The 22635-nt window shown below is 39.6% G+C and carries 14 protein-coding genes; 9 read left to right on the top strand and 5 right to left on the bottom strand.

All coding sequences use genetic code 11. The annotated features are described in order from the left end of the window. Positions 1 to 15 precede the first annotated feature (15 nt). From I2F17_RS00490 to lpdA, 4 genes are all read left to right on the top strand, one after another. A complete protein-coding gene (locus I2F17_RS00490; protein ID WP_196423244.1) occupies positions 16 to 726 on the top strand; it encodes a succinate dehydrogenase iron-sulfur subunit in 711 nt (236 codons plus the stop codon). Positions 727 to 1151: 425 nt separating this feature from the next. Next, positions 1152 to 3974: a 2-oxoglutarate dehydrogenase E1 component gene (locus tag I2F17_RS00485; protein WP_211138821.1), complete on the top strand. Its 2823-nt coding sequence runs from the start codon at positions 1152 to 1154 to the stop codon at positions 3972 to 3974. A gap of 16 nt (positions 3975 to 3990) precedes the next feature. Further along, positions 3991 to 5211, top strand: coding sequence for a 2-oxoglutarate dehydrogenase complex dihydrolipoyllysine-residue succinyltransferase (odhB, locus tag I2F17_RS00480; protein WP_211138820.1), 1221 nt, complete (start codon positions 3991 to 3993; stop codon positions 5209 to 5211). A 67-nt stretch (positions 5212 to 5278) separates the two neighbouring features. Then, on the top strand, positions 5279 to 6712 hold the full coding sequence (gene lpdA / locus I2F17_RS00475) for a dihydrolipoyl dehydrogenase (protein WP_211138819.1): 1434 nt from the start codon (positions 5279 to 5281) through the stop codon (positions 6710 to 6712). Positions 6713 to 8086: 1374 nt separating this feature from the next. Here lpdA and trpS read toward each other — a convergent pair. Continuing rightward, complete coding sequence (gene trpS / locus I2F17_RS00470; RefSeq protein WP_211138818.1) at positions 8087 to 9097, bottom strand: tryptophan--tRNA ligase; 1011 nt, start codon at positions 9095 to 9097, stop codon at positions 8087 to 8089. Positions 9098 to 9289: 192 nt separating this feature from the next. Between trpS and I2F17_RS00465 the strand changes: the two genes are divergently transcribed. Together I2F17_RS00465 and ypfJ are read left to right on the top strand one after the other, a co-directional pair. After that, positions 9290 to 10204 carry a DUF808 domain-containing protein gene (locus I2F17_RS00465; RefSeq protein WP_211138817.1) on the top strand — a complete coding sequence of 305 codons (915 nt, stop codon included), beginning with the start codon at positions 9290 to 9292 and terminating at the stop codon, positions 10202 to 10204. Positions 10205 to 10240: 36 nt separating this feature from the next. Next, complete coding sequence (gene ypfJ, locus I2F17_RS00460) at positions 10241 to 11146, top strand: KPN_02809 family neutral zinc metallopeptidase (RefSeq protein WP_211138816.1); 906 nt, start codon at positions 10241 to 10243, stop codon at positions 11144 to 11146. A gap of 1030 nt (positions 11147 to 12176) precedes the next feature. On the opposite strand, the gene I2F17_RS00455 is transcribed toward ypfJ, so the two are convergent. Together I2F17_RS00455 and I2F17_RS00450 are read right to left on the bottom strand one after the other, a co-directional pair. Continuing rightward, a complete protein-coding gene (locus tag I2F17_RS00455; RefSeq protein WP_211138815.1) occupies positions 12177 to 14582 on the bottom strand; it encodes a membrane-bound PQQ-dependent dehydrogenase, glucose/quinate/shikimate family in 2406 nt (801 codons plus the stop codon). A 259-nt stretch (positions 14583 to 14841) separates the two neighbouring features. Further along, positions 14842 to 15036 carry a heavy-metal-associated domain-containing protein gene (locus I2F17_RS00450; RefSeq protein ID WP_196422961.1) on the bottom strand — a complete coding sequence of 65 codons (195 nt, stop codon included), beginning with the start codon at positions 15034 to 15036 and terminating at the stop codon, positions 14842 to 14844. Between the two features lie 123 nt (positions 15037 to 15159). On the opposite strand from I2F17_RS00450, the gene I2F17_RS00445 reads away from it, so the two are divergent. The 3 genes from I2F17_RS00445 to I2F17_RS00435 all read left to right on the top strand — a co-directional run bounded on the left by I2F17_RS00445 (position 15160) and on the right by I2F17_RS00435 (position 19348). Then, positions 15160 to 17625: a heavy metal translocating P-type ATPase gene (locus I2F17_RS00445; RefSeq protein WP_211138814.1), complete on the top strand. Its 2466-nt coding sequence runs from the start codon at positions 15160 to 15162 to the stop codon at positions 17623 to 17625. Positions 17626 to 17633: 8 nt separating this feature from the next. After that, a complete protein-coding gene (locus I2F17_RS00440; protein WP_196422963.1) occupies positions 17634 to 18041 on the top strand; it encodes a MerR family DNA-binding transcriptional regulator in 408 nt (135 codons plus the stop codon). Between the two features lie 110 nt (positions 18042 to 18151). Next, positions 18152 to 19348, top strand: a complete 1197-nt coding sequence (locus I2F17_RS00435; RefSeq protein WP_196422964.1) for an amino acid aminotransferase — start codon at positions 18152 to 18154, stop codon at positions 19346 to 19348. A gap of 61 nt (positions 19349 to 19409) precedes the next feature. Here the strand turns inward: I2F17_RS00435 and betA are convergent, their stop codons facing one another. Together betA and betB are read right to left on the bottom strand one after the other, a co-directional pair. Beyond that, a complete protein-coding gene (gene betA / locus I2F17_RS00430; protein WP_211138813.1) occupies positions 19410 to 21116 on the bottom strand; it encodes a choline dehydrogenase in 1707 nt (568 codons plus the stop codon). 39 nt (positions 21117 to 21155) lie between these two features. Next, a complete protein-coding gene (betB, locus tag I2F17_RS00425; RefSeq protein WP_196422966.1) occupies positions 21156 to 22634 on the bottom strand; it encodes a betaine-aldehyde dehydrogenase in 1479 nt (492 codons plus the stop codon). Position 22635 lies beyond the last annotated feature (1 nt).

Below are 22635 nucleotides of genomic sequence, written 5' to 3'. Positions count from 1 at the left end.
ATCGGGAGTATAGACATGAGTAGAGGCACTCGTACCTTTGAAATCTACCGCTACGATCCTGATAAGGATAAAGCGCCATACATGCAAACTTTTACACTTGAACTCAATGATAAACATCGAATGTTACTCGATGCTTTATTGGCATTAAAAGTGCAAGATGAAACCTTGACTTTTAGACGTTCTTGTCGAGAAGGAATTTGTGGTTCAGATGGTGTAAATATTAATGGTAAAAATGGTTTAGCTTGTTTATTGAATTTAAATGACTTGCCTAAAAAGATTGTCATTCGTCCACTACCTGGGTTACCTGTGATTAAAGACCTTGTAGTAGATATGAATCAGTTTTATGACCAGTATGACAAAATTCAGCCATTTTTAATTAATCATCAACCTGCTCCAGCCAAAGAGCGCTTACAAACACCTGCAGAAAGAGAGCATCTTGACGGATTGTATGAGTGTATTTTATGTGCATGCTGTTCGACATCTTGTCCATCATTTTGGTGGAACCCTGATAAATTTTTAGGGCCCTCAGCATTACTTAATGCATATCGTTTTATTATTGACTCAAGAGATACAGCAACAGCCGAACGCCTTGCACGTTTAGATGACCCATTTAGTCTATTTCGTTGTAAAGGCATTATGAACTGTGTGGCAGTGTGTCCAAAGGGGCTGAACCCGACCAAAGCGATTGGTCATATTCGTGGCATGTTGTTAGATCAAGCAGGATAGAACAACACGAACGCATAAACCACAGATGTTGGTTTGATTATGTGGTCGGTATAGTCGACCGTCATTTTGGCACGTCCTGCTTTGTGGGTGATGCCAAAAGACGGTCACTAAATGTGAATTTTCATGCCATCATGAGGTGAGTATAAGGATGTAGTCGCTTTAGAAAAATTAAATGGACGTGTTTATTTTTTCTAAGTCGGTTTGCAAAAAATTACGCAATATATTGAGTAATATGTTCGCTACATTTATAAAATATACTGTGTTTTTATTGACTTATTTGGTGTATTTCAACCGTACATCACTCAATGGATTGAACAATAAGTTTGATTGAGTCACATTGAAAAATGTGTTTAAACAGGTTGATCAAGGGTTACTTGAGATCAAGCAACCGTTTAATTTTTGCAATAAAGGAAATGGGTCCACAAATGCAAGAAGTTGCAGACGCACTGCGTCTAGATACTGAACTTTCAGCTGACAGTGCAGCGTATATAGAACAATTATACGAACAGTACTTAACTTCTCCAACCTCAGTCAGTGAAGACTGGCGAATATACTTTGATACATTTCCAAAAGGTGACCAACCGCATGGGGCTGTTCGTGAGCAATTTTTATTGCTTGCACGAAATGCCAACCGCATGACACCTGTGGTATCGAGTAGCGTCAGCACTGCACATGAACATCGCCAAATTGGTATTTTGCAATTAATTGCAGGGTATCGTAACCGTGGTCACCAAAAAGCAAGACTTGATCCGTTAGGTATTGCTCAACGTGAAGATGTTCCTGATTTAGATTTAGGAACACACGGATTAACCAAATCAGATTTAGACACGGTCTTTAATACCGCAAACTTGGCCATTGGTAAATCAGAAGCAACGTTAGGCGAAATGGTCGATGCAATGGAAGCCATCTACTGTCAGTCTATTGGTGCTGAATACATGCATATTGTGAACACGACTGAAAAGCGCTGGATTCAACAGCGTTTAGAAGGTGCACGTGGTCAGTATGGTTTGTCGGTTGAACAAAAAAAGAATATTTTAGAGCGCTTAACAGCAGCCGAAGGGTTAGAAAAATATTTAGGTAACAAATATGTGGGTGCAAAGCGATTTGGTTTAGAAGGTGCTGAATCCTTTATTCCAATGATGAATGAACTCATACAACAAGCAGGTGCAGTGGGCTGTAAAGAAGTGGTGATTGGTATGCCACATCGGGGTCGTTTAAACCTATTGGTGAACACCATGGGTAAAAATCCTGCTGATTTGTTTGGTGAATTTGAAGGTAAATCACTGCATAAAAAAGGCTCTGGTGATGTAAAGTACCATCAAGGATTTTCATCGAATGTCATGACACCAGGTGGAGAGGTTCATCTGGCTTTGGCATTTAACCCATCTCACTTAGAAATTGTTGGCCCTGTGGTTGAAGGGTCTGTTCGTGCTCGCCAAGTTCGTCGTAAGGATATTGGTGGAGATGATGTATTGCCTGTGATTATTCATGGTGATGCAGCTTTTGCAGGGCAAGGTGTTAATATGGAAACCTTCCAAATGTCACAAACGCGTGGCTATACGGTGGGTGGTACAGTACATATTATTGTCAATAATCAGGTTGGTTTTACGACATCTAATCCAAAAGATGCACGTTCGACTGAATATTGCACAGACATTGCAAAAATGGTGCAAGCGCCTATTTTTCATGTGAATGGAGATGATCCTGAAGCTGTTGTATTTATTACACAGTTGGCACATGACTTTCGTCATACCTTCCGTAAAGATGTGGTCTTAGATTTATTTTGTTATCGTCGTCGTGGTCATAATGAAGCAGATGAGCCATCGGGCACACAGCCAAGTATGTATAAGGCCATCAGTAAAAAAGCGACAACCCGTACTTTATATGCAGACACATTGGTACAACAACAGATTGTAGATCGAGCAACTGCCGATCGAATGATTGAACATTATCGATCAGATTTAGAAGCAGGGCACCATGTTGCTAATGCTTTAGTCCTTGAACCAAATACTAAAATGTTTGTGGATTGGAAGCCTTATTTAGGTATGGATTATACCGACAATTGGGATACTTCATTTAGCCTTGAGCGATTAAAGCAACTTGGCAAGATTATGCATGAACGCCCAGCAGATTTTCAGTTGCAACGTCAAGTTGAAAAAGTGATTGATGAACGACTAAAAATGCAAACGGGGGAAATTCCTTTAAACTGGGGGGCTGCTGAAGTATTGGCCTATGCCACTATTTTAGATGATGGCTATTTAGTTCGTATTAGTGGTGAAGATGTTGGGCGTGGTACATTCTCGCATCGCCATGCCAAACTGCATAATCAAAACAATGGGCAAGAATATTTACCACTATGTCATATTAAAGAGAATCAACCTCGCTTTGCACTTTGGGATTCATTACTGTCTGAAGAGGCGGTGTTGGCCTATGAGTATGGTTATGCGACCACACAACCACATGCACTTGTGGTGTGGGAAGCTCAGTTTGGTGATTTTGTCAACTGTGCTCAAGTGGTGATTGATCAGTTTATTGCATCTGGTGAAACCAAGTGGGAACGTGTATGTGGTTTAGTGATGCTATTGCCTCATGGTTTTGAAGGGCAAGGGCCTGAACATTCATCTGCACGCTTAGAGCGATTTTTACAGTTGTGTGCTGAAGATAATATGCAAGTGGTTACACCAACCACTCCAGCTCAAATCTTTCATTTGCTTAGACGTCAAGTGGTTCGTCCACTACGGAAGCCTTTAATTGTAATGGCACCAAAATCATTGTTACGTCATAAAGAGGCCGTATCTACACTCGATGAATTGGCAGTTGGCCAATTTAAAACAGTGATTGACGAAGTGGACGCTTTAACGAACAGTGCAGTGACGCGTGTGGTGTTGTGTGGGGGCAAAGTGTATTACGACTTATTAGCAAAACGCCGTAGTGCAGAGTTAGAAAATACAGCCATTGTTCGAATTGAGCAATTGTATCCTTATCCTGAACAACGTATTGCCCAAGTTTTGGCAAGCTATCCAAATCTCACCGATCTTGTATGGTGTCAAGAAGAGCCAAAAAACCAAGGTGCTTGGCAATTTGTTGCCCCGCAACTCTTTGAGGGCATTGCTCAAACAGGGCGTGGAATCAGATTAAAATTTGCAGGTCGTGAAGCGGCAGCAGCTCCAGCATGTGGTTCACCTTACTTACATGCACAACAACAAAACCAGCTTATTTCTGACGCACTTGCGCTCGAAGCTGAATAATTAGGAGAGATTACTCATGGCTATTGAAATTAAAGCACCTGTATTTCCAGAATCTGTTGCAGATGGCACCATTGCAACTTGGCATAAAAGCATAGGTGAATCGATTGCTCGAGATGAAGTGATTTGTGACATCGAAACAGATAAAGTGGTTCTTGAAGTAGTTGCACCTGCGGACGGTCAACTTAGTGCTTTTGTGAAACAAGAAGGCGATACGGTGCTTTCAAATGAATTAATTGCTCATTTTGAAGCAGGGCAATCGACAAGTACATCTACTGTTACTCAACAAGTTGAAAAAACATCATCTCAAACGCATGCAGGCGCAACAGCAGTAGTAGAACGCTCACAACCTGTTGTACAAGATCAAGCACCTTCTGTACGTAAGGCATTAACAGAAACAGGGCTCGATGCGAACACAATCTCAGGTACAGGCCGAGGTGGTAGGATTACAAAAGAAGATGTTGTAAACCATCAAGCGACTCCTGCCCCTGTAGCTGCACCACAAATTACCATTACAGAGCATGCATCATCGAGTACAGGCCGTATTGAAAAACGTGTACCAATGACGCGATTAAGAAAGCGTGTTGCAGAGCGTTTACTTGCAGCAACACAGCAAACTGCCATGTTAACGACATTTAATGAAGTTAACATGAAACCGATTATGGATATTCGTAAGCAATATAAAGATGTTTTTGAAAAACGTCATGGTGCACGTTTAGGCTTCATGTCATTTTTTGTTAAAGCTGTGACAGAAGCATTAAAACGTTATCCTGCTGTAAATGCTTCAATTGATGGCGAGGATATTGTTTATCATGGTTACTATGATATTGGCGTAGCGGTATCTTCTGAACGAGGTCTTGTGGTTCCTGTACTTCGTGATACAGATCGTATGAGCTATGCAGAGGTTGAGTCCGGTATTCGTAGTTACGCAGGCAAAGCGCGTGATGGGAAATTGGCCATTGAAGAGATGACAGGTGGAACATTTACCATTACCAATGGTGGAACATTTGGCTCATTGTTATCTACACCTATTTTAAATCAGCCACAAACGGCTATTTTAGGAATGCATAAAATTCAAGATCGTCCAATGGCAGTCGATGGCCAAGTGGTGATTTTACCGATGATGTATCTTGCATTATCTTATGACCACCGTATGATTGATGGTAAGGAAGCTGTTGGTTTCTTAGTAACAGTAAAAGAATTATTGGAAGAGCCTGCAAAACTCATTCTTGATCTTTAACTTGAAATTATCGTGATAAAAAAACACAATCTACTTCGGTAAAGTATTGTGAATAATGGAGATGGACATGTCTCAACAGTTTGATCTAGTTGTGATTGGTGGTGGCCCAGGTGGATACGAGGCTGCAATTCGTGCGGCACAATTAGGCTTTAAAGTGGCTTGTATTGAAAAACGCATTCAAAATGGAAAACCTTCTATGGGGGGTACATGTTTAAATGTAGGATGTATTCCCTCTAAAGCACTGCTTGATTCGTCACATCGTTTTGAATCGACAAAACATGAATTGTCTGATCATGGGATTAGCACAGGTGAAGTATCGCTAGACTTAGCAAAATTACTTGCACGTAAAGACAAAGTTGTAGAGCAACTGACAGGTGGGGTTGCACAGTTACTTAAGGGAAATCAAATTGAATGGTTACAAGGTACAGGTAAACTACTTGCAGGTAAACAAGTAGAATTTGTACCGCATGAGGGTGAAACCCAAGTTTTATCACCAAAATATATCATTTTGGCGTCAGGGTCTGTACCTGTAAACATTCCTGTTGCACCTATAGATCAAGATGTAATTGTCGACTCGACAGGTGCTTTAAGCTTCTCTGAAGTACCCAAGCGCCTAGGGGTGATTGGTGCAGGGGTGATTGGACTTGAGTTGGGTTCTGTATGGCGCCGTTTAGGTGCTGAAGTTGTTGTATTTGAGGCGATGGATCGCTTTTTGCCAATGGCAGACAAGGCTTTGGCAAAAGACTTCCAAAAAATCTTGAAAAAACAAGGTTTAGACATTCGAATTGGCGCTAAAGTTGCAGGTACTGAAGTTAATGGTCGTGAAGTGACTGTTAAATATAGTCAAGATGGCCAAGAACATGAGCAAGTGTTTGATAAATTGATTGTGTGTGTAGGGCGTAAGCCATATGCAGAAGGTTTATTGGCAGAAGATGCAGGAATTACGCTGACGGATCGTGGCTTTATTGAAGTGAATGATCATTGTGCGACTTCTATTGATGGCGTATACGCCATTGGTGATTTGGTTCGAGGTCCAATGCTTGCCCATAAAGCAATGGAAGAAGGTGTAATGGCTGTAGAGCGGATGCATGGCCATGCAGCGCAAGTGAATTATGACACGATCATTAGTGTGATTTATACGCACCCTGAAGCTGCTTGGGTTGGTTTAACAGAAGAGGCTGCAAAAGAGCAAGGTTATGATGTGAAAGCGGGTCAATTCCCATTTGCAGTCAATGGTCGTGCTTTAGCTGCAGGTGAAAGTGCAGGTTTTGTTAAATTTGTTGCCGATGCAAAAACAGATCGTTTGCTTGGTATGCATGTCATTGGCCCTGCTGCTTCTGATATTGTTCATCAAGGTATGATCGCACTTGAGTTTGTATCTTCTGTTGAAGATTTACAACTGATGACTTTTGGACATCCAACTTTTTCAGAAGTGGTTCATGAAGCTGCTTTAGCCGTAGACGGTCGAGCCATTCATGCTGTACAGCGTAAACGCAAATAAGCTTAAAAAAGCGGTCTGATATAGACCGCTTTTTTATTGAACTAAATGACATAACGCAATGTATCGTCCATCTTATCGTTTGTAAGATTGATTTCATCTATTCGATTTTTATCGATTAAATCGTATTTATATTTTATTAAGGGTAACAAAGATACTTATATGAATTTTGTATTCAGAAAAATAAGATGTTACTCATCCTTGAGTCATTTAAAGATAGAATAAGTGTAGATAGGATTATTTTTGCTTAGATTAACCCGAATCGCGGATAAGAAATACGATTAAGCGACTGTTTTATATATTCTTATCTCAATTACACTGCTTTTCGTTATCATCTTGTATTGCAAATAAGTTAAATTCACCTTAAAAAAAACAAGCGTAAGGGATGGAAAATTGATGCTACATATGGAAAAAATATATAAATAATTGATTTTAAATAAAAGTTTATCCGTGATTGGGGTTGGATGACACTATATGTTTTACGATAATTTTTTAATATCAAAATAATTATAGTGCAGATCATATATATGATTTATGTCATATTTTAACCCAGATTACGAATAAGAAAAATCAGTAAGTTATTGTAAATTTAATATTTTTGCTTACTAGCTCGCGTGGTACACAATGTGACTTCACCTGAAAAGTTGAAGTACTAGTGACAAAAAATAAATGCTATAACAATATTTTATATGGTTAAAAATACATAAATAATTGATTTTTAAAAAAGGCTTATTCGTGATTCAGGTTATTTAACGTTGAAGATCTTTACTGTGTGTTATTTGAACTTTCATTGATTGTATTTAATGATGGTTAATCGTTTTAAATAACTAAATAACTTAATTTTCTCAGATATTAAGAAATATATTGTACTCGTTCAATTGAGATTGACAACGTATTCATTGATTTGAAGCTGGTTTTTGAAATTTAGATCTAGTTTTATATTTTTATCTGAAAAATAAGAGGTATGCTTAATCATTGTTTTGATAAGCTATTTTAATCAAAAAAATTGAATGTATATGAGGCTTTATTTAAGTAGCCTAGTTAAATTTTGTTTTCAGTATTTTTAGATTCCTTTGTTAAATACATATTTTACAATACTTTTTAAGTATGCAAATGGAATCATGAACTGTGTCAGTAGAATAGATATGAAACTAAAAAACATGGACGAACAGCATAATAAAGATAAAAAAATGCGTAGCAGTTGGGGGACTACTACGCACAAAATTGAATCGAAGATAGGGGGCGACCTATCTGTCTTTCTATAGTTTTAGAATACGCAATTTGGATGGGTTTTTCAGTCAACATGCTGTATCAGAATGTTATATTATGTAAGAAATAGCCCGATTGCGTAAGTCAAATCAAAACACATCTAGTTGTTTAAAACTTAAACATGCCAAGTCCAGCTTTAACTTCATTTAAAGTGTTTTGCGTAATGATCTGACATTTTTCTGTTCCTGCTTTAAGTACATCAATAATATAGTCAGGATCTTTTGCTAATTCATTACGACGGTCTCTGATCGGCTCGATGAGCTTTTTGAGAACGGCTTCTAAACGTTTTTTCACAGTACCATCGCCTAAACCACCACGGCGATAATGTGCTTTTAGCTCTTCAACTTCTTCTTTATTAGGGTCAAATGCATCAAGATAGGCAAATACAATGTTGCCTTCAACTTGACCTGGATCTTCCACACGTAAATGGTTTGGATCAGTGTACATGGCATTAACCGCTTTTTTAATCTCTTTATCTGTAGCATTTAACACAATCGTGTTACCTAAAGATTTAGACATTTTTGCTTTACCATCAAAGCCTGGCAGACGGCCTGTACTTGATAGCAATGCTTTGCATTCGGGTAAAATATCTCGACCAATTTGGCGATTAATACGGCGTACAACCTCGTTGGTTTGCTCAATCATTGGAATTTGATCTTCACCAACAGGGACAACACTGGCTTTAAATGCAGTAATATCTGCAGCTTGTGCAACAGGGTAACATAAAAATCCTGCAGGAATATCTCGCTCAAAACCACGCATTTGAATTTCAGATTTAATGGTTGGGTTGCGCTCTAAACGAGATACTGTTACAAAATTTAGATATAGCATGGTGAGTTCATTGAGTGCAGGCAGGTGTGATTGCACACAAATCGTGGTTTTGCTTGGGTCGATTCCTACCGCCAAATAATCTGTTGCTACTTCTATAATATTACGGCGTACTTTTTCAAAATTATCTGCATTGTCTGTGAGTGCTTGAGCATCTGCTAACAAAATATGTTGATGGTGAGAGTCTTGTAAGCCAACTCGAGAACGTAGTGAACCGACAAAGTGCCCCAAATGAAGTTGTCCTGTTGGGCGGTCTCCCGTTAAAATAATGGGGCGTTGATCTATACTCATACGAGCGAATCCTAAAGTTTTGTTGTTAGAGGTCGTGTTACTATTGTACGATATTCAAGGGAAATGTGTATGACTTTGCCCGTAATATGATTTTTTCTGTGCTAATTTTTCACAATCTGTGGGTTTAGGTTCGCCAATCTTCTAAAATATCTTTAATATAAAGTCAAAATCAAAACAAAAGAAAGGTGTGTGATGGCCGGTAGTTTATTACTTTTATTAGATGACATCGCAACAGTATTAGATGATGTTGCTGTGATGAGCAAAACAGCCGCAAAGCAAACAGCAGGTGTTTTAGGGGATGATTTAGCACTCAATGCACAACAAGTCACGGGTGTGAAAGCCGATCGTGAACTGCCAGTGGTGTGGAAAGTTGCCAAAGGCTCTTTTTTAAATAAATGTATTTTAGTGCCGTTGGCGTTATTAATTAGTGTATTTATACCGTGGTTAATTACGCCGTTGTTGGTGATTGGTGGTCTATTTTTATGTTATGAAGGTGTGGAAAAGGTGATGCATACGTTCATGCATAAGCCGACAACAGAACAAGCAGACCCTCAAGAAAGCCCCATTCAAGATCTTGCAAGCTATGAAAATGAAAAGATTAAGGGGGCGATTCGTACAGACTTTATTTTATCTGCTGAAATTATAGTGATTACGCTCGGTACTGTAGCAACTGCACCTTTAATAGATAAAGTGGCAGTGATGAGTATTATTTCTATTGCCATGACTGTAGGGGTATATGGTCTTGTGGCATTGATTGTAAAAATTGATGATTTTGGTCTTATTTTGCAAAAAAAATCATCTGCTCTACAACAAAAGATGGGTCGATTACTATTGGCGTTTGCGCCTAAGCTGATGAAAACACTGTCTGTGGTAGGAACAGTGGCCATGTTTTTAGTGGGTGGAGGAATTATTGCGCATGCTATTCCTGCAATTCATCATTTTACAGCCCATAATACTGAAAGTTTGGGACAAATTCCGAATGTTGGTTTTATTATTGGTAGCCTCGTACCTACAGGTGTGAATTTAGTTTTAGGCGTAGTTGCTGGGGCAATCGTTGTATTGATCGTGACATTGGCACAAAAAATATTTAAAAAATCAGCACACTAATTCTTTTAAAATAAAAATCATGACAGGTGAGTCGCTATGCGTTGGAAAGATCGAGAACAAAGTAAAAACGTTGAAGATCGCCGTGGCGGTGGTGCGGTAAAAACAGGTGGTATTAGTATTGTTGGACTGTTTGTTGCTTTTGTTGCATGGAAGTTTTTTGGTGCAGACCCTCAACAGGCTTATCAAACCACAAAGCAAATCACGTCACAAACCTCTGGACAAACGCAAGGAAAGGCATTAACACAGCCGACTGCCGACCAAGTAGAATCTAAAGGCTTTACAACCACTGTTTTGGCAGATACTGAAAAAACATGGTCACAAATTTTTAAAGAACAAGGCAAGCAGTATGTAGCACCAACTTTGGTTTTGTATAGTGGCTCAACAACAACAGCATGTGGTCAAGGGCAAGCGGCTATGGGGCCATTTTATTGCCCTGCGGATCAAAAAGTATATTTAGATACCACTTTTTTCCAAGATATGCGTAACAAAATGGGAATTTCTGGTGAAAAAAATCAAACAAAACTGAATCATAAAGGTCAAGCAGGTGATTTTGCTATGGCTTATGTTATTGCACACGAAGTTGGGCATCACGTGCAAAATTTATTGGGTATTTCAAAGCAAGTATCGCAACTTAGTCGTCAATCTAACCAGAAAGTGGCGAATCAATTGTCTGTGCGTCAAGAATTGCAAGCAGATTGTTTTTCTGGGGTATGGGCAAAACGTACCAATGATCGTGAACAATTTTTAGATGAAGGCGATATTGCAGAAGCGATGGATGCTGCACAAAAAATTGGTGATGACTATTTACAAAAACGTGCTACAGGTCAAGTTGTACCAGATAGTTTTACTCACGGTACGAGTGCACAGCGTATGCATTGGTTCGATCGCGGTTTTCAATCGGGTAACATCAGCAGTTGTGATAGTTTTGGGCAAGAGATTTAGGTAAAAGCCAGCACTTAAAAAGCAAGTCAAAAGCCTTACTTTTTAAGTGCTAAACATTCGTAAAACAAGCTCAATCTTGTTTACAATATCTAATAAACTTATGTTGATCTAAGCTGTAGTGTTTCTGAGTAACTTGTAAGATGAAAAAAAGAATTTTACTGAAATAGGCATGCTTCAATTATCATAAATACAGGCTATAAACGTATTTTATATGGCTAAAATCCTCAAGAAACTCATTTCAAAATAAAAGTTTAAATATATTCAAACAGTCTAATTATTCATACAGACATGAAAAAACATCTGAAAAGCCAGAGTCAATACAAGCTTTCTACCTTTTATGTTTTTTAATTCATCTTGCACTACATCTGTGAGGCTTGCTTAGGATTTAACTCAGCATTTATATGAAGGGAATTATCAACTCTGATCATTAATTCTTGTGTATTTATTGGCTAAGCAAAGGATTAATGCTCCATGATGATCATACTATATTTGGGTTATTCAGGAATAATTCTATTCAAAAATGAAATACTTTTGAATTCACTTTGCCATCGAATGAGCCAAGGCTACACAATTGATCTTGATACAACAAGTGCACACATGTCATTGGTTTGGTTGTTTAATTGTCAATTACACCAGTCATAACGTGGTATTTCTTTTTGAGAATAACTACCAGATCGATGATCGTGTGATTTAAATCCATTTTCGTCAAAATAACCAATGAAATACTTTTGTTGAAGCTGATTTAAGGCTTGGGTATATGCGGGTTTGAGAGATTCTTTGGCTTGCAGGTGGCATAAGGTTTTTTAACTGTAATGTTTAATCGTTTTAATGCATTACTCATAGGCGATGCTAAGCAGGAAAAACCTACAACACGTTTATATTGATAATCATCAAGATATTTTTAATATCTAGACGTAGTACATCATTCATTTTAAAACGTTTACGAAGGTAAATTCTTGTAATCTCAATTTGTTTTTTACGACTTAAAAAGACCAGCAATATGCTGGTCTTTTTTGTGAACAATGAATGTTTATTTCATGTTTTTAGGGAGTTTGTATGCCACAAGTGCATCACTTACCCCAGTACCCATAAAATGATGACCGCCTGCCATAATCACAAGATATTGCTCGCCATTAATAGAGTAGGTCATTGGTGTGGCTTGTCCGCCTGCAGGTAAAGTATCGCTCCACAATTCCTTACCTGTTTTTAAGTCTAAAGCACGGATTTTATTGTCTGTCGTTGCAGCAACAAAAATGATTCCACCTGCCGTTACAATTGGCCCACCGTTATTTGGTGTACCAATATTAATAGGCATATGGGTTGCCATATTAAACGGCCCATTGCGTTCAGCGCTTCCAAGTGGACGTTGCCATAAAATACGTTTACTGTGTAAATCAATCGCACTGATCATGCCGTATGGTGGTTCACTGCATAACATGCCTGTCGGGCTAAAGAAAGCACTAATTTCAACACCATATGGTGTATCTGACATTGGGCGACCAATCCCACCAACAGGTTTGTAGTTTGTTGCATCCATCGACTCTAACCCATCTTTGTTGGCTTGTGCTCGAGTAATGAGTCTGCCGTACATAGGGGTATTGTTCCAATTGGCAATAATGACACCTCGATTTGCATCATAGGCATAACTACCCCAGTCACTTCCGCCATTGTTCCCAGGATACATAATCCAATGTTTATCTAAACTTGGTGGTGTATCCATACCTTGATAATTGGCCTGACGATATTTAATACGGCATAGCATTTGATCGATAGGTGAAATACCCCACATTTTCGTTTCATCTAAATCAGGGAAACCAAGTCGTGGAATATCTACTGAAAATGGTTGTGTTGGTGAACGAGGGTCATCAGCAACACCGCCTGTGGTTGGAACAGGTTTTTCTTCTACTTTACTCAGAGGTTGTCCTGTTTGACGGTTTAAAATAAATGTTTGTCCTTTTTTCGTCGGGACGAGCATTGCAGGAACAGGGTTGCCTTTACTGTCTGGATAATCTATGAGCGTCGGTTGAGAACCTAAGTCTTGATCCCAAACATCTTTGTGTACAGTTTGGAATGTCCAACGTACATTTCCAGTATCTGGGTCTAGAGCAACAATAGCATCATTCACAGCTTCTTCTTCAGGACTGCGCATGGCACTGTAGTGATCAGCCGCAGCATTCCCCATAGGAACATAAACAAGGCCTAACTTTTCATCGCTGACCATTGGTGTCCAAGAGTTTGGTGTACCACGGCTATATTCTTGTCCATCTTTAGGTTCGGTATGGTCATTTGGACGCTTAACATCCCATGCCCATTTAAACTTCCCAGTTTCGGCATCATAACCACGGATAACGCCAGATGGTGCCCAACGACGTTGGTTGTCTCTGACTTCATGATTCACAATAATGGTATTTTTAACAATAGTGACTGGTGATGTTACAGAGACAAAACCTGGTACGGTATGGCCTAAGCCTTTATTTAAATCGGTACTACCATGCTCTCCAAAGTTTTGGCATGGTTGACCTGTTTCTGTATCTAGAGCAATCAGACGCATGTCTAATGTGCCTAACACAATGCGGGTGTGGCAGGCTTGACCCATAGGAATAGTTTTAGACTCATAATACGTGAGTCCACGACATGCTGCCGTATATGGAATACTGCTGTAAGCAACATTGGATTTAAATTTCCATACTTCTTTACCTGTAGCAGGGTCAATCCGACTGACATTATTGGTTGCACTGCATACATATAAACCATTGCCCACTTTGATGGGTGTATGCTCAGCTGCCCAAAGGTCTTTTTTGCCTGCAGGTGGTAAATCTTCAGTATGGTATACCCATGCACGTTCTAAATTCTTTGCATTATCTGCATTGATTTGTTGTAGCGGAGAATAACGTGTGGCATTTGCATCACGACCATAGTATTTCCAATCTGAATCTGATTGTGTAGGATCATTACTATTTGTATTGGTCAAAGCTTGTGTTGGAAAACTTTCATCTGAACGATATTCATTGTGAGGTAAAAACGCACAAACCAATGCAATTGCAAAGCATACAGCAATGATAGATGTGAGTATGTAGGCTGTTTTTTTACGTATTCCTTGACCAATGTAAGGCAACAATAAGGTCAAAAAAAATGCTAAAACTGCAAACAATGCAAGACGAGGAACCCAACCCCAAAAACGTGACCCTGTTTCATAAATGGTCCATGCAATGGTTGCAATGAAAAATAATCCAAAAATATGGGCGCCGATCAACTTGTCCTTAAATAGTAGAAGCCCTGAAAGTGTGAGTGCAAGACCTGTCAATAAGTAGTACCAAGATCCTCCTTCGATGCTGAGGTAGATTCCACCAAATAACAGGGGTAATGCAATGAGTATTAAAATTACGGCAAAAATTTTGGTCAGTATGATGTGACTTCGTGTCTTAGGTATATCCATTTTACCCTCCAAAAGACCTCATTATTGTATGAATGCTTTCGAAAACATGATGTGATGTAAATTATATTTGCATTTTTAGTCATTATTGTAGAAAGCAGAGTCGTTAGGTATCAGTATTTATTATGATAGGTGACGGCCTAGCTGTATTTTAGTGAAGTAAAATTTTGATCTTGATATGAAATTGTTGGGTTGTTGTTACAGTATATCTATGTTACGTAACACGTCATGGATATACTGTGATGTAGTTCAGATTTTCGACTTAAATTAAAGTGGCTGGAAAATCATCGGCCTCTAGTGCTTGTTGAATGGTTTTCGCGTCAAGTTGTGATGTAACCTCAACGGTTTGAGCTGTTAAATCTGCATTGACCTGTGCTTGAGGGTCTACATGTTGGATACTTGCAGTCACACCGCGTACACAGCCACCACAAGTCATATTTGGAATATTAAATTTCATGTGTTGCTCCAATGTAAAATGCTATTCTAAACCTTGACACAAGGGTAAAGTCAATGTGCTTGACCTTACCCTTGTGTCAAGGTTTAATCTGTATTGGCTAAAAATTATGAATTAAGGTCAAGCATGAGCACCACAAAACCCCAACAAATCGAATTGCGTATTCAAGGAATGAGTTGTGCTTCTTGTGTTGCTCGTGTGGAAAAAGCATTAAAAAAACAAAAAATCAGCCAAGTGAGTGTGAATTTAACCACTGAGAAAGCTGTGATCTGGGGCGAGCATTTAGATCGTCAGCAATTAATTAAATGCATTCAAGATGCAGGTTATGACGTTGAGCCAGAAACTGCCAGTACACAAGAGATTGTTTTAAATATAGAGGGGCTAACGTGTGCATCTTGTGTGGCAAGAGCAGAAAAATCGCTGTCAAAAGTGGAAGGTCTACAGCAGGTTGTCGTGAATCTAGCGACACATCAAGCACACATTTCTGTACATTCTGATGTTCCAGTTCAACATTTAATCGATGCTGTAGAGCGAGCAGGGTATACAGCCACTGTGGTCTCTAAAGCTGTACCGCACAACAAATCCACTGCCGATGCATCAAAAACATTATTATCTTCATTAATACAAGCCGCAGCGTTGAGCTTACCTGTGATGCTGCTTGCAATGTTTGGACATATTTCTTCATCTTTTCAGCATTGGTTAGATCAATATATTGGGCAATCGCTGAACTGGTGGTTACAGTGTGTTTTTGTGACCATAATTTTATGTTTTCCCGCAAGGCAGTTTTACCAAAAAGGAATACCTGCATTGTTACGCCGTGCACCAGATATGAATGCATTGGTTGCGGTAGGTACATTAGCGGCTTATAGCTATTCATTGATTGCAACTGCATTTCCGCAGTGGTTACCTTCTCAAGCGGTACATGTATATTTTGAAGCGGCAGCAATGATTGTGACTTTAATTTTACTTGGACGTTATTTAGAAGCGAAAGCAAAAGGTAAAACAACACAAGCGATACAGCATTTGATTGGCTTACAGCCCCAAATAGCCCATGTAAAAAAAGACATGACCGTACAAGAGATGAATATTGAACATGTAATTGTAGGTATGCATGTGATGGTATACGCAGGTGAAAAAATTCCTGTCGATGGTGTGGTAATTTCGGGGCAAAGTGTAGTGGATGAGTCAATGCTGACAGGTGAGCCTTTAGCCGTAAAAAAAAATCAAGGTGAGCAGGTCAGTGCAGGAACAATGAATCAAACAGGGTTACTTGAAGTTAAGGTAACAGCACAGCACCAAAACACGTTATTGGCACAAATTATTGCTTTAGTTGAACATGCACAAGCCAGCAAATTACCTATACAAGCATGGGTAGATAAAATTACACTGTGGTTTGTACCCACCATCATGCTCATTGCTGTATTGACAGGTGTAGTATGGTTGGTTTGGGGGCCAAGTCCATCTGTGTCTTATGCATTGGTGAATGCAGTTGCTGTACTTATTGTGGCTTGTCCTTGTGCAATGGGGCTGGCAACACCCACCTCTATTATGGTGGCAACAGGGAAAGGCGCACAAATGGGGGTGTTGTTTCGACAGGGCGTGGCATTACAGCAACTCAAAGAAGTAAAAGCCATTGGTGTAGATAAAACAGGTACACTCACACAAGGCCAACCAACACTCACTGATTTTTTATGTGTTGATGACATTAGTCAACATCATGTTTTACAATACATCGCATCTATAGAACAATATACAACACACCCTCTAGCTACTGCTGTAATAGAGTATGCCAAACAAAAGAAAATACAGTGGTTTGATGCACAACAGGTAGATACGCTCACAGGGCTAGGCATACAAGGGCAAGTACAAAATCAATGGGTGCAGATTGGTGCCGATCGTTTAATGGCACAATTGAATATAGATATTTCTTTATTTAATCAGCATGCTGAACAGTGGGCAACACAGGCAAAATCTCCGATTTATGTGGTGATAAATGGTGTACTTGTGGCAATGTTTGCTGTGGCTGATGCTGTCAAATCCAATAGTGCTCAAGTGGTTGCTCAATTTCAGCGTTTGGGTTTAAAAGTAGTGATGATTACAGGCGATCAAGAAAAAACTGCAAAAGCGATTGCTCAAACCCTAAATATTGACGAAGTGATTGCAGGTGTTATGCCCACAGGTAAAGTGGATGCAATACACGCTTTACAAGATAAATACGGTAAAGTTGCTTATATTGGTGATGGAATCAACGATGCACCTGCTTTAGCACATGCAGATGTTGGCATAGCCATTGGTACAGGCACAGATATTGCCATAGAATCAGCCGATGTTGTACTAATGTCTGGAAATTTGAAAGCGGCTGTTGATGCGATTGCATTGAGTCAGGCGACCATACGAAATATTCAGCAAAATTTGTTTTGGGCATTTATTTATAATATTGCGCTGATTCCTGTTGCAGCTGGAGTATTGTATCCAAGCGATCACATTTTATTATCACCAATGGTTGCAGCGGCAGCAATGGCGATGTCATCTGTATTTGTGCTCACCAATGCTCTTCGTTTAAAGCGTTTTTCTGTGACTGAAAAAAATTGAGGTAGGTGATGAATATTGGTCAAGTATCAAAACGTCTAGGCATATCTGCTAAAATGATTCGCTATTATGAGCGTGTGGGGTTGTTGGTTCATATTGAGCGTAATCATGCAGGGTATCGTGTGTATAACGAAAAAAATATTGAGACTTTACAGTTTATTTTACATGCAAAGGCCTTACATTTTTCGACCACACAAATGAAATATCTGTTGCAATTGTGGGGAAATAAAACAAGACACAGTGCTGATGTTAAAGCGTTTGCACAGGCACATATTGTTCAATTGAACACTCAAATAGGTCAGCTTGAAAAAATGGTTGAGCTGTTAAAACAATCAGTGTCATGCTGTGCTGGCAATACAGAAGCAGATTGCCCCATTTTAGATAAAATTGCACAAGGTGAAACGCAAGCAACACTGTAAAATGACTAAAAATATCAGTACTAAAACAGTGTGTTTGTATAAAAAGTGTTCACACTATCGGGTCAAACTATGTATATAATGGATAGACACTACAGTGGATCGAGCGAGTTATGTTTCAGCATGTTCAGCCTTATGCAGGCGACCCAATTTTATCATTAATGGAAAAATTCCAAAAAGATGAACGTGATAACAAAGTTAATTTAGGTATTGGCTTATATTACAATGAACACAGCATTGTGCCACAGTTTAATGCGATCAAAACAGTTGCATTAGAGGTTGGTAAAAATGTAGATAAAGCAAAACTATATTTACCAATGTCTGGTTTGAAAAGTTATGCCGATGCAACGCAAGCTTTATTATTGGGTAATGACAGCAAATCTCGTGCAGAAAAACGTGCGGTGACAATACAAACTTTAGGTGGTTCTGGTGCGCTTAAAATTGGTGCAGATTTTCTAAAAGAAAACTTTCCAACGTCTAAAGTTTGGGTGAGTCAACCAACATGGGAAAACCACATCACCATTTTTCAAGGTGCAGGGTTTGAAACAGCAGAATATCCGTACTTTGACCCAGAAACCAATGGCGTTGCATTTGAAAAAATGCTTGAAACGCTAAAGTCAATTCCTGAAAATGACGTGGTGCTATTACACCCATGTTGTCATAACCCAACGGGTGCAGACTTGGTGCCTGAGCAATGGGATCAAGTGATTGAAGTATTGATTAAAGGAAAATTGATTCCTTTTCTTGATATTGCATACCAAGGTTTTGCTGAAGATTTAGAAAAAGATGCATATCTCATTCGTGCACTAGATAAAGTGGGCGCACAATTTGTGTTGAGTAACTCTTTTTCTAAAATTTTCTCACTGTATGGCGAACGTGTTGGTGGTTTAACCGTGGTGTCGGAAGATGCAGTGACAGCAGATAATGTATTTGGTCGACTCAAAGCGAATGTCCGCCGTGTATATTCAAGCCCACCAACGACAGGTGCTGTATTGGTTGAATCTGTACTTAATAATGATAGTTTACGTGCTGATTGGGAAAGTGAACTCAAAGGTATGGCGGAACGTATTGCCAAAATGCGTACTGTTTTGCGTGATGAATTAGTTAAGCGACTGCCAAATAAAAACTTTGATTACCTTGTAAAACAACGTGGTATGTTTAGTTATACAGGTTTAACCTCAGAGCAAGCAGATAAATTACGTACAGAACATGCTGTATATATCTTGCTTAGCGGCCGTATGTGTGTTGCTGGCTTAAACGAAAAAAATGTCTACTATGTTGCAGATGCAATTGCGAAAGTATTGGCATAATTCTGATTGAACGACATAAAAAATGGCGGCCTTGAAGGCCGCCATTTTTTTAATCATACTTTTATTGCATTTGATCTATCGTGAATTCACGTTGAGGGGCAATACGTACAGGTGATTGACCTGCTTTGTAGTAACCTGCAGTAGAACGCGGTAGTTTCTGACCACGAATAGCATCAGCAATTTTTTCACCAATCATAATGGTGGTTGCATTTAAGTTGCCTGTAATAATAATTGGCATAATTGACGCGTCAATAACACGTAAACCTTCTATGCCATGTACACGACCTTCATGGTCAACGACTGCCATATCGTCATGACCCATTTTACAGCTACCACAAGGGTGGTAAGCAGTTTCTGCATGGCTACGCACAAATTCATCAAGTTGTTCATCTGTGACGACATCTTTACCTGGGCTAATTTCACGACCACGATATTCATCGAGTGCAGGTTGATGCATAATTTCACGTGTTAGACGTATACAGTCACGGAACTCTTGCCAATCTTGCTCTGTAGACATGTAATTAAATAACAAACTAGGGTGGTCATGTGGGTTCAAAGATTTAATCTGTACACGGCCACGAGAAGGTGATCGCATAGAGCCTACATGTGCTTGAAAACCATGCTCTTTTACACCATTGGTTCCATTGTAATTAATGGCCACAGGTAAAAAGTGATATTGAATGTTTGGCCAGTCAAATTCGGGGCGACTACGAATAAAGCCACCCGCTTCAAATTGATTCGATGCACCCACGCCTGTACCTAAAAACATCCATTCAGCACCAATTTTAGGTTGATTTTGCCATTGGAGCGCAGGATAGAGAGAAACAGGTTTTTTAGATGCATATTGTAAATATAGCTCTAAATGATCTTGTAAATTTTCACCAACACCCGGTAATTCGTGTACCACGGGTATAGACAAGGAGTCTAGTAGTGCTTTAGGGCCAACACCTGAGCGTTGTAAAATTTGTGGTGAAGCAATCGTTCCTGAGCTTAATAACACTTCTTTACGTGCTTTAACTATTGTAGGAGTCGTGCTACTGCCTTGTAAATACTGAACTCCTGTGGCTTTTTTACCTGAAAAAAGTACTTTGTCGGTTACTGCATGTGTCACGATGGTGAGGTTCTTACGTGATTTTGCAAGATCTAAGTAGCCACGAGCAGTACTAGAACGACGCCCTTGAGGAGTAACTGTACGATCCATTGGGCCAAACCCCTCTTGCTGATAACCGTTTAAGTCATCAGTCCTTGGGTAACCTGCTTGTACACCTGCATCGACCATGGCGTGAAACAAGACGTTATTTCCTTTTTTAGGTGTGCTGACACAAACAGGCCCTTGACCACCGTGGTAATCATTTTCACCAATGTCACGTGTTTCTGCTTTGCGATAGTAAGGTAAGCAATCAGCATATGACCACTGTTCTAAACCTTTAAGTTTTGCCCAGCCGTCTAAATCCATGGCATTACCACGAATGTAGCACATGCCATTAATTAATGAAGAACCACCAAGGCCTTTACCACGACCACATTCCATACGACGATTGTTCATATGTGGTTCTGGATCTGTTTCATATGCCCAATTGTACTGTCTACCCTGTAAAGGAAAAGCCAATGCTGCGGGCATTTGAGTGCGAAAATCTGCACGATAATCAGGGCCACCTGCTTCGAGCAGTAATACGCTCACGTTTTCATCTTCGGTCAGTCGAGTGGCCAATACATTACCTGCTGAGCCTGCACCAACAACAATATAGTCAAATTCTTGATTTGCCATGTTAGAGTATCCTTATTTACTTGTGGGAGAAAAGTCTATTTAGTTTTTTGTGAAAATAGACTGATATTCACCCATTTCAACTTGAATGGATTTAATGCGAGTGTAATGCTGAAGCGAAACTAAGCCATTTTCACGTCCTACACCTGATTGTTTATAGCCACCCACCGGCATTTCAGCAGGAGATTCACCCCACGTATTGATCCAAAAAATACCTGCTTCAATCTGATGGGCAATATGGTGTGCACGATTTAAATTTTCGGTAACCACACCTGCTGCAAGGCCAAGTGGTGTATTGTTGGCACGTTCAATGGCTTCTTCTTCACTGTCATAACTCAAAATGCTCATTACAGGCCCAAAGATTTCATCGGTCACAATGCTCATGTCATCTTTACAGTCTGTAAAAATGGTTGGTTCAATATATGCACCGTGTGTAAGTGCAGAATCCGTTGAGCGTTGACCACCGCAAAGTAGGGTCGCACCTTGTTTTTTGCCTTGATCAATATAAGACAGCACTTTATCTAAATGTGCAAAACTTGAAAGTGGCCCCATATTTGTTTCGGCCTGCATTGGGTCGCCAATTTTAATGTAGGCAATACGTTCAAGAAGTGCTTTTTCAAAGTCTTCTTTGCGTGTTTTAGGGATAAAAACACGAGTACCGTTAGTACACACTTGGCCTGTACTAAAGAAATTTGCCATCATTGCGATATCTGCTGCACGTTCAATATTGGCATCATCACAAATAATAAGTGGTGACTTACCACCAAGCTCCATGGTCACTTCTTTAAGTGATGAGCTTGCCGCAGTAGCCATGACTTTTTTACCTGTAGCAACAGAGCCTGTAAAAGATATTTTTTCAATCAAAGGGTGTGATGCAATCATTGCACCTACATCGCCTAGGCCTTGTACTACGTTAAAAACACCTGCAGGAACGCCTGCTTCTGTGTATATTTCAGCCAATTTATAGGCTGTTAGTGGTGTAAATTCACTAGGTTTGAAAATCATTGCATTACCTGCTGCAAGTGCAGGCGCTGATTTCCAAAGTGCAATTTGAATTGGATAATTCCAAGCACCAATACCTGCAACAACACCCAATGGCTCACGGCGTGTGTAAAAGAAACTACTGTCACGCAAAGGCTGTTGCTCACCTTGTATCGCGGTTGCAAGGCCTGCATAGTATTCTAAAACATCAGCACCTGTAACAATATCTACGGTTGACGTTTCTGAAAATGCTTTTCCTGAGTCTTGCGTTTCAAGTTTAGCCAGTTCATCGTTACGTTCACGTAAAAGATCAACTGCTTTGCGTAGAATGCGTGCACGTTCTACAGCCGTTTTGGCTGCCCAAATTTTTTGACCTTGCTGTGCACTTTCAACCGCTTTGTTTACATCTTCTTGAGAGGCACGTTGTATTTGTGCAATGACTTGACCATTGGCAGGATTGATAGTATCAAAACTCTCACCACTGGTGGCTTGAACATATTGACCATGAATATAAAGTGGTAATACTGAAATGTTAGACATC

This window comes from Acinetobacter baretiae (assembly GCF_015627105.1).
GTDB classification, from domain to species: Bacteria; Pseudomonadota; Gammaproteobacteria; order Pseudomonadales; family Moraxellaceae; genus Acinetobacter; species Acinetobacter baretiae.
The sequence above is the reverse complement of the archived record's forward strand: the minus strand, read 5'-3'. Positions and strand labels throughout refer to the sequence as shown.